Origin of the sequence: Akkermansia muciniphila (assembly GCF_018709685.1) — a bacterium.
Taxonomy (GTDB): domain Bacteria; phylum Verrucomicrobiota; class Verrucomicrobiia; order Verrucomicrobiales; family Akkermansiaceae; genus Akkermansia; species Akkermansia muciniphila_E.
The window spans coordinates 145636-158013 of sequence record NZ_JABDHQ010000001.1 but is presented as its reverse complement, the minus strand read 5'-3'; the positions used below and the strand labels follow the sequence as shown (position 1 = coordinate 158013).

The 12378-nt window shown below is 57.2% G+C and carries 9 protein-coding genes; 6 read left to right on the top strand and 3 right to left on the bottom strand.

The window, feature by feature from the left end; genetic code table 11:
* From lysA to HHJ06_RS00625, 5 genes are all read left to right on the top strand, one after another.
* Positions 1 to 1290, top strand: a complete 1290-nt coding sequence (lysA, locus tag HHJ06_RS00645; protein ID WP_215426879.1) for a diaminopimelate decarboxylase — start codon at positions 1 to 3, stop codon at positions 1288 to 1290.
* A 171-nt stretch (positions 1291 to 1461) separates the two neighbouring features.
* Positions 1462 to 3114 (top strand): beta-N-acetylhexosaminidase, encoded by a 1653-nt coding sequence (locus tag HHJ06_RS00640; protein WP_215426878.1) that lies wholly within the window; start codon positions 1462 to 1464, stop codon positions 3112 to 3114.
* Between the two features lie 86 nt (positions 3115 to 3200).
* Complete coding sequence (gene fbaA, locus HHJ06_RS00635) at positions 3201 to 4232, top strand: class II fructose-bisphosphate aldolase (protein ID WP_102712798.1); 1032 nt, start codon at positions 3201 to 3203, stop codon at positions 4230 to 4232.
* Between the two features lie 294 nt (positions 4233 to 4526).
* Entirely contained in the window at positions 4527 to 5702 is a 1176-nt protein-coding gene (locus tag HHJ06_RS00630; RefSeq protein ID WP_215426877.1) for a hypothetical protein, read from the top strand.
* On the top strand, positions 5699 to 6847 hold the full coding sequence (locus tag HHJ06_RS00625) for a hypothetical protein (protein WP_215426876.1): 1149 nt from the start codon (positions 5699 to 5701) through the stop codon (positions 6845 to 6847). The genes HHJ06_RS00630 and HHJ06_RS00625 overlap by 4 nt, the downstream gene beginning before the upstream one ends.
* Here HHJ06_RS00625 and HHJ06_RS00620 read toward each other — a convergent pair.
* A complete protein-coding gene (locus HHJ06_RS00620; RefSeq protein ID WP_215426875.1) occupies positions 6844 to 7899 on the bottom strand; it encodes a polysaccharide pyruvyl transferase family protein in 1056 nt (351 codons plus the stop codon). The genes HHJ06_RS00625 and HHJ06_RS00620 overlap by 4 nt on opposite strands.
* 160 nt (positions 7900 to 8059) lie before the next feature.
* On the bottom strand, positions 8060 to 9895 hold the full coding sequence (gene typA / locus HHJ06_RS00615) for a translational GTPase TypA (RefSeq protein ID WP_215426874.1): 1836 nt from the start codon (positions 9893 to 9895) through the stop codon (positions 8060 to 8062).
* 199 nt (positions 9896 to 10094) lie between these two features.
* On the opposite strand from typA, the gene ilvE reads away from it, so the two are divergent.
* Entirely contained in the window at positions 10095 to 10970 is an 876-nt protein-coding gene (ilvE, locus tag HHJ06_RS00610) for a branched-chain-amino-acid transaminase (protein ID WP_215426873.1), read from the top strand.
* A gap of 486 nt (positions 10971 to 11456) precedes the next feature.
* Here the strand turns inward: ilvE and HHJ06_RS00605 are convergent, their stop codons facing one another.
* Positions 11457 to 12374 carry a glycoside hydrolase family 16 protein gene (locus HHJ06_RS00605; RefSeq protein WP_215426872.1) on the bottom strand — a complete coding sequence of 306 codons (918 nt, stop codon included), beginning with the start codon at positions 12372 to 12374 and terminating at the stop codon, positions 11457 to 11459.
* Between the last annotated feature and the right edge of the window lie 4 nt (positions 12375 to 12378).

Genomic DNA, 12378 nt, shown 5'->3' with positions numbered 1-12378 from the left:
ATGCATTCATTCGCATACAAAAACGGCACGCTCTACTGTGAAAACGTCAACCTCCAGGAACTGGCGGACAAGGAAGGGACGCCCCTGTACGTTTACAGCAAGCAGACCATCCTGAACCATTTCCACCGCCTCCGGGAAGCCCTGGCGCCCCTTAACGCGGAAGTGGCCTACGCCGTCAAGGCCAGCTCCAACATCGCCATCCTGAACCTCATGGCCCGCAACGGCGCGGGGTTTGACATCGTTTCCGGCGGCGAGCTCTTCCGCGTCCTCAAAGCCGGGGGAGACCCTTCCAAATGCACTTATGCCGGAGTGGGAAAAACGGAGCAGGAAATCCGCTACGCCCTGGAACAGGGCATTTACTGCTTCAACGTGGAATCGGAGGCGGAACTGCGCGCCATTAACGCCATTGCCGCATCCATGGGAGTGAAAGCCCCGGTAGCCGTGCGCGTCAATCCCAACGTGGAGGCGGGAACGCACAAATACATCACCACCGGCAAGGCTGAAAACAAATTCGGTGTAGACTTTGAACTCATTGAGCCTCTTTACGAGATGGCGGCCCGCGAACTTCCGCACCTCCAGTTGAAAGGCCTGCAAATGCACATCGGCTCCCAGCTCACCCAGGCGAAACCCTTCCTGGAAGCCGTCAGGAAAGTGGCTCCGCTGGCCGCCGCGTTGAAAGAAAAGCACGGCATTGAATTCTTCTCCATCGGCGGCGGCATCGGCATCGTTTACCAGGACACGCTGGATTCCGGCGTTCAGGAATGGTGGAACGAGGACTGCGCCCAGCTCACGCTGAGCACCTACGCCCAGGCCGTCGTGCCCACCCTCCAGCCTCTGGGACTGCACATCATCGTGGAACCGGGGCGCCTCATCGTGGGGAATGCCGGCGCGCTCATCACCCGCTGCCTGTATGAAAAAACGGGAAAGGCCAAGACCTTTAAAATCGTGGATGCGGGCATGAACGACCTCATCCGCCCCGCCCTCTACCAGGGTTATCATGAAATCATTCCGGTAAAGGAACACCTCTCCGAATCCTGCATCACCACGGACGTGGTGGGCCCCATCTGCGAATCCGGGGACTTCCTGGCCCAGAACAGGGACATGACGGACGTGCGCCAGGGAGAACTCCTGGCCGTGCTGTCCGCCGGCGCCTACGGTTTTTCCATGTCCTCCAACTACAATTCCCGCCCCATGGCGGAAGAAGTCCTGGTGGACGGAAACCAGTGGAACGTCATCCGCAGCCGCCAGACCTGGGAAGACCTCATCCGGGGAGAATCCATTCCGGAATAATCTCTCCCCCATTCAATTCCTCTTCAGGGGATGTCCCTCCAGGTTAAAACCGGGAATGGGCATCCCCTTTCCAGTCTTTCCGCATCCGGAAGTCAAATCCCGTAAAGCCGCCTTGCAAACGCCTGCGGAATGTACTATTTACGTTAAAACTTTTTTCTCCCTTTCTTGGTCATGTTTTCCAAAAGCCTCTTTCTGGCCGCCGGCCTCCTGTCCGCGTCCTTCACCTTCTCCGTGCCCTCCAGGCCCGTACCGGGAAACCCGGCCATCATCCCTCTTCCCTCCACACTGGACGTGGAAAAGAACAAGCCGGGATTTTTGGTTAACAACGTGCTGTCCGTTTCCAAAACGGGAGACAAAAGCTGCATTGCCTCCTTCGTGACGGGGTTCTCCGACAACCTCCGGCAAATCAAAATCAGTCCGGCCCCCTTTGCGGCCAATGCCGTGCAGATCCTCCTGAAAAAAGACGCTTCCCTGTCTCCGGAATGGTACTCCGTCAAGGTCACCACGCAGGGCGTCACCGTCTCATGCACATCCCCTGCCGGGGCCTTTTATGCGGCGCAGACCCTCAAGCAATCCTTGGAGAAGGATGCCTCCGGCCGCTGGGCCCTTCCCTGCATGACCATCACGGACAGCCCGCGCTTCACATGGCGCGGCATCATGATTGACAGCGGGCGCAACCCCCGGTCCATTGAGGAGCTGAAAACCATCATTGACCTGCTCGCCCGTTACAAGGTGAACACCATCCACTGGCACCTGACGGAAGACCAGGGCTGGCGGCTGGAAATTAAAAAGTATCCCAGGCTCACCTCCATCGGCGCCACCCGGCCGGAAAGCCCCATTCCGGGCAACCGCAACAAGGGGGACGGCAAGCCCTTCACCTTCTTCTACACCCAGAAGGAAGTGAAGGAACTGGTGGACTACGCCAAACGCAGGCACATCACCATCGTGCCTGAAATAGAAACTCCGGGACACGCCGCGGCCGCCATCACGGCCTATCCCGAATTCGGCAACAAGGACATTCCCGGCTACAAGCCGCGGGTGGCGACGCGCTGGGGCATTCTTCCCTTCACGTTCAGTCCCACGGAACCCACCTTCAAATTCATTGACGGCATCCTGGAAGAAGTCTGCCAGCTTTTCCCGGATTCCCCCTACATCCACATAGGCGGGGACGAAGCCCCCAAGCAGCAGTGGAAGAACTCTCCCCAGGCGCAGGAGGTAATGAAGAAAAACGGCCTGAAAAACGAACAAGAGCTCCAGAGCTACTTCATCCACCGCGTAGAAAAGCTCGTCAACGCGCGCGGCAAGCAAATAATCGGCTGGGATGAAATCCGGGAAGGCGGCCTTTCCAAGACGGCCACCCTGATGGTCTGGCACGATCCCGGCATTGCCAGGGAAGCCATCAAGCACGGAAACAAGGTCATCATGACCCCGTTTGAAAGCACGTACCTGATCCGGCAGGAAGGCCCGCATCCGGAAGGGCCCGAATATGAAATGGCTACTTTTTCCACCATTCCCCTGCAAAAAGTCTACAACATGAATCCCATCCCCAAGGGGCTTACCCCGGAACAGGAAAAAAACGTCCTGGGCGTGCAGGGAAGCTGCTGGAGCGAATACATGACCACGCTGGCCAAGTGGCAGTACATGGTCTTTCCGCGCATGTTCGCCATCGCGGAACTGGGTTGGACGCAGCCCGGCCGCAAGGATTTTACGGATTTCAAGGAGCGCCTGGACAGGCACAAGCCTTTTCTGGACGCGCTGCGCGTTAACTACCGGACGGACTCCGGAGAACCGGCGCAGCCGGAGGCAAAAATGATCCGTGAATGACCATGTCCCGCAAGAGCGCGGCGCCCCTGTGCGCGCCGGAGTTCAGCCTTGCCCTCCTGAAAAAAAACACCTATTATACTGCCGTTATGCCAATAGCCACACCAGAACAATACATCACCATGCTTGAAACGGCCAAGAAGGAAGGCTATGCCTATCCGGCCGTCAACGTAACCACGATCGAAGTGATCAACGGCGCCCTCCGCGCCTTCTCCGAAGCCAAGAGCGACGGCATCATCCAGGTCTCCATCGGCGGCGGCAAATTCGCCTCCGGCACATCCATCGGCAATTCCGCCCTTGGCGCCATTGTTCTGGCGGAAGCCACGCGCCGCCTGGCTGAAAAGCACAACGTGCTTGTGGCCCTGCACACGGACCACTGCCAGCCCGAACACGTGGACACCTTCCTGCGCCCCCTGATCGCCGAATCCCGCCGCCGCGTGGAACGCGGTGAAGCCCCCCTCTTCAACTCCCACATGCTGGACGCCTCCACTCTTCCCATGGCTGAAAACCTCAAGCTCTCCCGGGAACTGCTGAAGGAATGCGCCGAACTGGGCATCGTCCTTGAAATTGAAATCGGCGTTGTGGGCGGCGAAGAAGACGGCGTGGACAACTCCGGCCACCCCGCCGACAAGCTTTACACCTCTCCGGAAGACATGCTGATGACGTATGAAGCCCTGGCCCCCCTCGGCAAATTCATGCTGGCCGCCACCTTCGGCAACGTGCACGGCGTATACAAGCCCGGCCACGTCAAGCTGAAGCCCAGCATCCTGCGCGACGGCCAGGAAGCCGTGGTTGCCAAGCACGGCGAAGCGGCCCGCATGCCCCTCGTCTTCCACGGCGGTTCCGGTTCCGAGCTTTCCGACATCCGGGAAGCCGTTTCCTACGGCGTGGTCAAGATGAATATCGACACCGATACGCAGTACGCCTTCACGCGCCCGATCGTCTCCCACATGTGCGAACACATCAACGGAGTGCTCAAGATTGACGGTGAAGTGGGCAACAAGAAGGACTACGATCCCCGTTCCTACCTCGCCAAGGGTGAAAAGGGAGTCGCCGCCCGTCTCCAGGAAGCCGCAGACAACCTCATGTCCGCCGGCAAGACCCTCTTCGGCAAGATCTAAACAGCCCCTTAACTGCTTTGATGCAATGCCCGGTTCCCCGAAAGGAACCGGGCATTTTTTCAATCTGCGGATTGCGGATAAGAAATCCGTCACCCGGACGGAAATGGAACATTTTCCCTGAACCATTCATTTGACAGGAAGTTTAGAAGAAAAAAACATGGGACGGTTTTTCTCCATTCTTCCTTCCATCCTCCTCTCTTCCGCTGCTACCCCCTCTCCCTCAAAAAAACATATTGTCTGCGGATTTCTTATCCGTTAAGGTTCGTCCGTCTTTAAGACTGATTCCTTTCCGGCATGACCCACGAACTCCGCATTCTTCCCCCCGAGGTACACTCTCCGCACCGAACCACGCTGAAAGCGGTCCTCTTCACAACCGCGGGCCGGGAATTCCATCAATACATGGACATTGAATCCACCGGAAACGTGGACATTGACGAAGACGACCTGGCGGACGCCTGGTGCATTTTTTTCATCCATAAAATGATGGAGACGGGAGGGGAATTTACCGTTACGGGACCGGGGCGGCTGTCCCGCTCCCTGCTGGTCAATCTGGACCGCTACGCTGAAGCCTGGAACCGCTGGATGCCTGACGCCTTTCACCGCATCACCATCCATGCCGCCTTGCGGGAGGACTCCGCAGTCCCCCAGCTGCAAGAAGCCATTTCCTGCTTCTCCGGCGGTCTGGACGCCTGCTTCACCGCCTATCGCCACCGGAAGGGGCTCGCAGGCCCGCAGACGCTGAACCTGACGGCCTGCGTCATGTTCCAGGGAGCGGATATTGCGGAAACCAACCAGGAACACTTTGACAAGGCCTTTTCCAAGGCCCGCGAACTGCTGGAAGACATCGGCATCCGCCAATTCTACCGCATCCGGACCAATTTCCGGAGCATGGAAATGGATTATGAAATGACCTACCATACCATGCTCATAGGCGGGATGCGCGTTTTCACCTCCCGCTTCGGCTACTTCATGGCGGGCAGCGAAGGGTCCTATGACTCCTTCTCCTACCCCTGGGCCTCCAACCCTATCACAGACCATTATCTCGGCTCTCACAGCAAGGAATCAGTCACGGACGGCATGGGCCATGACCGTACGGAAAAAGCCGGAATCATCGCGCAGTGGGACAAGGCCATGTCCCTGCTCAGATGCTGCTGGGAAGGTGAAGACGCTTCCGGCAACTGCGGCGTGTGCACCAAATGCCGCCTGACCATCATGAACTTCATGGCCATGGGAGTGCCCAGGGACAGGATAGCGTGCATGCCGCGCAACGCCTTGAATGAAGACATCTCACAAATTCAGTTCAACCGACCCTTCCGCGTCCTCTATGCCCAGGAAATACTCAAGCATGCCAAAGCCAACGGCCTGGGGCAGGAGCTCTGGGTGGTCACCCTGGAACGGCGGTTGGAGGAAAGGGACAAGCCGCAAACCGGCATGGGGCGTAAAATCCGGCAGTTCTTTCAACGCTCATGATCACGATTGATCATCCGTCCATACGCACAGAGAACGGAGCGGCCACCATCTCCTACCCCATTCTTCAGGACGGGCAGGCGCCGCGCACTCTTTCGTTTACAGTAGACTCCCGTTTCCGTGACTTCCTGAATCCCGGCAGGGCGGACGGAGCCATTGTAGCCCTGCTTCCCTGGATTTCCCGGCAGGGCGGCCAGGCTCGCATTCTTCCCGCCATCTCCCCGCGCCTGTACCACTTCGGCATACGGATTCTGTCTCATATCCTTACGGGAATAGGCCCTTTTCTGAAACCTGTTGAACTGGTAGGAGAAGTTAACGCGGAAGCGCTTTCTCCCATTCCCGGCCGCCGTACCGGCACGGGCGGTTCCCTGGGGGTGGATTCCCTGTGCACCATTGCAGAACTGGAAAAGGCGGGCACGCCCGTCACCCACCTGTTCCACAACAACTGCGGCTCCCACTGGGGCAGCCGGGAACTGCTGGATGGCCGCAGAGAACTTTGCCGGAAATTTGCCGCAGAACAACGCAAGGAATTCGTCTGGATGGACTCCAGCCTGTCTGACTTCTACGGCAATGACGGGTACCTGAACTTCTTTCCCTTTCTGGATGCCGGGAGCATTCTGGCTCTGAACGGCCTGTTTTCCTCCTATTACTATTCCACCTCCTGTGAAATCAACCATCCCAGCTTTACTAAAAGGGATAAAACAGAATACTGCGCCTTTCACCTGGAATCTCACATTCTCCAGGGCTGTGAAACGGAAACCACCCGTTTCCAGATGCACGGGCTTGACCTGACGCGGGCCCAGAAAACCGCCATCATTGCGAACTACCCTCCGGCATACCAGGCCTTGAACGTTTGCCTGGAACGTGTGGAAAACTGTGGCAGATGCGCCAAATGCCGCCGCACCATTTCACAGCTATTCCTGCTGGAAAAACTTTTCTCATTCTCCAAAGTTTTCAATCTGGCGCCTTTCCGGGAAGACCCTGTCCGGTTCCTGGCGCTGGGCATGCTGCAAGACCCGCACTTCAGGAAGGAAACGGAGAGCCTCATTCCGATTTCCGCCGCCCTGACACAGCAGGAAAAACGCCGTCTCCGCCTTCTTTACCTCCGCAAGCGGTTATTCCAGCCATTCCAGCGGTCCCGGCATTAAAAGGAAGGAGTCCCCGTCTTCCCAACCGGGGGATGCCCCAGCCGCCTCTTGCAGACCCGCAAACCGCAGACCTTCACACGAAGCACTCCGTTCTCCTCCTTGCGGTAATAAAGGTATTTGGACAAAGCGACGGCCTTCCCTATCTGCCGGGCGTGCGCGGCCTTCTTCTTCCGGCGGCGGTCCATGTCCGGAGCAGCCAAAACCTTGTCCAGCCATGGAAACTCACTTAGCCCATTCAGCAAATGCACGCGGGGGAAACGCTCCCGCAGGGACAACTCATAAATCCCGGAAATCTTTCCGTAAACGTTATCTATCAGGAAAACCTCCTTGCCCAGAAGAGCTCCGGAAATACCCAGATGCAGCCTGTCCGTCAAAATGATGTCAGGCTGATCCAGCGCCTTCAAAAGCCAGCGGGTATAGGCAAAAGCGTGTTCCACTTCATCAATCACGCGTACGGAATATGCGGAAAGGTCCGTATTCAAGGGGAGCTCCTTCAGGGATTGGGCATGGCCGGTACTTTCCGCGTCATCCCGCAGGCAGACGGCAAGCCTTCCGGCGCCGGGGAGCGTCACCAGGGAAGTTCTGGTATCCTTTTTCATGCATTTGCCCCACGCCCGTTCCTCCATCTCCAGAAAAGGCAGTCTGACGGGCCGTTTCTTCAGCATCTCAGGTTCTGCGGCCAGGGCCATGTCATCCGCCAGCAGGAACCGCGCTTTTCCATTCCGTGACAGGCAGTAGTCATAACTGGCCCGTTCCCGGCAAAATACGGTAAAACGTTCATCCAGCACATCCACCAGTTCATCACAATCCCTGAAGCTCTGCGGCAGGATCACGCACTTCCGGAGGCGCGGATCCGAAAAAAGGCGCACGTAATGGGGCAGCATGCCAAAATAGGGGACAAAACCTCCCCCACCGCCGTAGACCAGCGTTATTTCTTCCTTTCCGGCAGGGAGATCCTGCCCGCATGAACTGAAATCCAGCCTCTCTCTTTCAAACAGGGCAACCGTGGAGGCGGCAATCAGGGCATCCCCCACATTCCCCTGGTTCATCATATAATGGAATGGCCCCAGCTCACGCAGAAGCTCCATCACCGCGTGAACAGGGACAGGGGGACAGGGAATCCGGCTGTAATCCATCGCCCTGATTGTACCTTAACGGCCATCAGGACGCAACTACATAGAAAGAAGGCGCCTCTCCGGCGTTCCGGCGCCCCTAGTTGCCTGCCTTGCGGGACTCCCTCACGCGGTCGTTGGCGTTCAGGATGCGCTTGCGCAGGCGGATGAAGTGGGGAGTGGCTTCCACCAGTTCATCAGGTTCAATGTATTCAATGGCACGCTCCAGTGAAAAGATGACGGGAGGGGAAAGCTGGATGCCGTCACCCTTCGTGGCGGACCGGATGTTGTTCAGGTGCTTTTCCTTGCACGGATTGACCGGCATGTCCATCTGGCGCGGGTTTTCACCCACGATCTGGCCCTCGTAAATATCTTCCTGGGCTCCTACGAACAAACGTCCGCGTTCTTCCAGGGCCACCAGTGCAAAGGGAGTGGAGACGCCCGTTTCCATGGAAACCAGCGTTCCCGTGGTACGCGTGGTGATGTCTCCGGCGTAAGGGCCGTAATCCCTGAACAGGTGGGAGAAAATGCCGTGGCCGGACGTCAGGTTGACCAGCTCAAACTCAAACCCGATGATGCCGCGGGTAGGAATGTAGGCTTGAATGAAGGTATGGCCTGTCCCTTCCTTGCACACCATGTCTTCCATCTGCCCTTTGCGGGCATGGAGAAGCTTCATGACGCCATTGGCGTGTTCGTCCGGAACTTCCACATAGATCGTTTCATACGGTTCCGTAAGGCGGTCGTTCTCATCCCTCTTCATGATTACGGTGGGACGGGAGACGCACAGTTCATAATTTTCACGGCGCATGGTTTCCACCAGCACGGCGATCTGCATGGCGCCGCGGGCGGAGACGGAAAAGACGCCGGCCTTGTCCGTATCTTCCACCTGGATGGAAATATTCGTGCGCATTTCCCTGATCAGGCGGTCGCGAATCACGCGGGAAGTTACATTCTTGCCGTCACGGCCGCCGAAAGGCCCGTTGTTGATGGAAAACTCCATGGAGATGGTGGGCGGGTCAATTGCCACGAACGGCAGGGGTTCCGTCTCTGCGGAACCGCCCAGGGTCTCCCCGATGTTCACGTTTTCAAACCCCGCTACGCCTACGATGTTACCCGCCACGCCAATGGCTGAATCTGTGGCGCCCAGGCCGGAATATTCAAACATGCGGGTCACCTTACCGGAGATGCAGGTGCCGTCGCTCTGATGAAGCCAGACGGTGTCCCCTTTCTTCACGGTACCTGAGGTAATGCGGCCAATGGCCACGCGGCCTACATAGTCATCCCAGTCAATATTGGAAACGAGCATCTTGAACTCGCCTTCCGGATCGGCATCCTTCGGAGCGGGAATGTGTTCCACAATCTTGAACAGAAGAGGCGTGCAGTCCACGGGAGGTTCCCCCTCCATGGAATTCATGAAATAGCCGTCGCGGGCGGAACCGTATACAAAGGGGGCTTCAAACTGCTCGTCCGTAGCACCCAGTTCCAGAAAGAGTTCCAGCACCTGGTCATGCACTGCGGCGGGGTCCGCATGGGGACGGTCGATCTTGTTGATCACCACGATGGGCATCAGTCCCTCCTGCAAGGCCTTGCGGAGCACGAAGCGCGTCTGGGCCTGCGGACCTTCAAAAGCGTCCACCACCAGGAGCACGCCGTCCACCATCTTCATCACGCGCTCCACTTCGCCGCCGAAATCGGCGTGCCCGGGCGTATCCACAATGTTGATGGTATAGCCATTCCAGAGGATGGAAGTATTCTTGGCCTTGATCGTAATGCCTTTTTCACGTTCCAGATCCATGGAATCCATGGCGCGTTCCTGCACGGCCTGGTTGGCCCGGTAGGCTCCCCCCGCCTGCAAAAGTTGGTCAACCAGGGTCGTTTTCCCATGGTCAACGTGAGCGATAATAGCGAGGTTGCGGAACTTGGAAGGGTCTGACATTGCGCGCGAGAGCTAAAAGCACTGGAAAATAAATGTCAAGCCTGCTCCATGAATACCTCCATATATTTTTTACGCGCGCGCGTGCCGTGACAGCCGCAGGTGACGGAACTTTTATCTTCTGCGGTGAATTTATAGCTTCCCCCTGCCTTCAAATGGGGCTATCCTGCTCTGGCATAAATAATTTCTAATTTTAGACAAGATGAAGATTTGGTTAGATGGAAAACTGGTGGAGCAGGAGGAGGCCAAGACCTCCGTTTTTGACCACGGTACGCTATACGGAGACGGCATTTTTGAAGGCATCCGGTTTTACAACAAGCGCGTCTTCCGCCTGGAGGACCACATGGACCGCCTGTACGACTGCGCCCATTACCTCCTCCTGGACATTCCCTATACCCGTGAAGAACTCTCCAGGGCCGTATGTGATACGGCAGCGGCTTCCGGCCTGAAAGACGGCTACATCCGCCTGGTGGTGACCCGCGGCATCGGCAACCTGGGTCTCAATCCTTTCAACTGCAAACGCCCCAGCGTCTTCATCATCGCGGATAAAATCTCCCTGTATGATCCCGCCGTATATGAAAACGGCCTGGCCCTGATCACCAGCTCCGTGCGCCGCAACCGTCCGGACGCCCTCTGCCCCCAGGTCAAATCCCTCAACTACCTCAACAACATCCTGGCCAAGATGGAAGCCGTGCGCCAGGGCGTGGCGGAAGCCCTGATGCTGAACGACCTGGGCAACGTGGCCGAATGTACGGGAGACAACATCTTCATCGTGAAGGACGGCGCCGTCTTCACGCCGCCCGTCACGGACGGCTGCCTGGACGGCATCACGCGCCGCGTGGTGCTGGAAATTTGCCGGGAACTGCAAATCCCTGCGGAAGAAAAAACCATGAACCGTTTTACCATCACCTGCGCGGATGAATGCTTCCTGACCGGCACGGCAGCGGAATGCGTCCCGGTCACCAAGCTGGACGCCTACCAACTGGGTTCCGGAAAAATCGGCCCGGTGACGGCCCGCATCCTGGCCCGCTTCCAGGAACTGACCAGACCACGGGAACGGACTTCTGAGACCCGCTGATTCCCTTTTAAACAGCAAAAACGGCCCCCCCAATCGGCGGGGCCGTTTTTGTTGCATCAGGACCGGAGAGCCGGATGGGATTCATTGACCGTAGTTTTTATAGGGGAAGAGCCCGAAAACCCGCATTCCCGGCAGAGCGGCCAGCAACAGAGACGGAAGAAGGGGAAGGACGCATTCCCACGGCTTGAATTTAACATAGCCAATTGGAACCGGAGTCTCCGGCTTTCATACCTGGTTCATTCCGGAAAACAACGGAGATTATCCCTTACAAGGGCCAGGAGACTCTTGTTCCCAGCAGGGCGGCCGTCAAAAGACCCGGTGGAAGGATTGTCTCCACGGTTTGAATGAAAAACGCCAGCCGGGAATGAAGGCCTCCCGGCCTTCCTGGAGCAATTTATTCCGGAGCGCAACGGAGAGACGCTTCAAAAAAGCCCAAACTCCGTTGATCCTCCGGACAGCCGCACCCCGGCGCGAAAAAAGACAGCCCTATTTCTTCTTCGGCAATCCGGTTTGCGGGTCAAACTGCTTGGCCTGCTGGGCGTGTTCCTTCGTCTGGTAGAACCGGACGTAATCAATCAGGAACTTCACGGGATAGCCCTGGCCGTCCTTCGGAGCTTTCTCGCACCAGTTGCCGCCCACAGCGGAATTGAGAATCAGGTAAAACGGCGTGCGGAATGGATTGCCCTCATCCTTGGTGTAATTCGTGGTATTCAGGTCAATGGACTTCACGAGCTTGTCATCCACCAGCAGTTTGATGGAATCCTTGTCCCATTCCATGACGTAAGTATGGAAATCATCGGAAAGATGATCAATCTTCACCGTGCCCCCGCGGGAGGCGTCCTTGCTGGATACGCCGTCCGGGCTTAAATGGAAGGTGGAGTAAACCACGTCCGGCTGCTGGGAGATGTTTTCCAGCATATCAATCTCCCCATTGCCGGGCCAGCCCCACTTGTTCTTGCCAAGCAGCCAGATGGCAGGCCAGATGCCCTTGGTCTTGGGGACTTTGGCCCGCACTTCCAGCCTGCCGAACATGAAGTTTTTCGTCTTGATCGTGGTGACGGATCCGGACGTGTAAGGCATGAACTTGGTATTCCTGATCCAGTCCGCCGGGCTCTTCTTGTAATTGATATTGGCGAACTTTTCAAAATGAGTCTCCAGCACCAGGCAGCCGTCCTCCACCCTCATATTCTTCGGGCGTCCGGTATAAGTCTGCTGGGAACCCTGGTTGCGCACCACGCCCAGTTCCGGCTTCCACTTCTTGGCGTCTATCTTGGAACCGTTGAACTCATCCCCCCAAACATAAACCCATCCGCCGGGAAGGGTTTTAGGGGGCTTGACGTCTTCTCCCTTTCCGGACATGCAAAAACATGCGGTCAACAGCACGGCAAACAGGCTTTTCTTCATACGG

What these genes read in the sequence shown, in the direction of transcription:
- lysA (WP_215426879.1), top strand. Translation starts at nt 1, where the DNA reads ATGCATTCATTCGCATACAAAAACGGCACGCTCTACTGTGAAAACGTC.
- HHJ06_RS00640 (WP_215426878.1), top strand. Translation starts at nt 1,462, where the DNA reads ATGTTTTCCAAAAGCCTCTTTCTGGCCGCCGGCCTCCTGTCCGCGTCC.
- fbaA (WP_102712798.1), top strand. Translation starts at nt 3,201, where the DNA reads ATGCCAATAGCCACACCAGAACAATACATCACCATGCTTGAAACGGCC.
- HHJ06_RS00630 (WP_215426877.1), top strand. Translation starts at nt 4,527, where the DNA reads ATGACCCACGAACTCCGCATTCTTCCCCCCGAGGTACACTCTCCGCAC.
- HHJ06_RS00625 (WP_215426876.1), top strand. Translation starts at nt 5,699, where the DNA reads ATGATCACGATTGATCATCCGTCCATACGCACAGAGAACGGAGCGGCC.
- HHJ06_RS00620 (WP_215426875.1), bottom strand. Translation starts at nt 7,899, where the DNA reads ATGATGAACCAGGGGAATGTGGGGGATGCCCTGATTGCCGCCTCCACG.
- typA (WP_215426874.1), bottom strand. Translation starts at nt 9,895, where the DNA reads ATGTCAGACCCTTCCAAGTTCCGCAACCTCGCTATTATCGCTCACGTT.
- ilvE (WP_215426873.1), top strand. Translation starts at nt 10,095, where the DNA reads ATGAAGATTTGGTTAGATGGAAAACTGGTGGAGCAGGAGGAGGCCAAG.
- HHJ06_RS00605 (WP_215426872.1), bottom strand. Translation starts at nt 12,374, where the DNA reads ATGAAGAAAAGCCTGTTTGCCGTGCTGTTGACCGCATGTTTTTGCATG.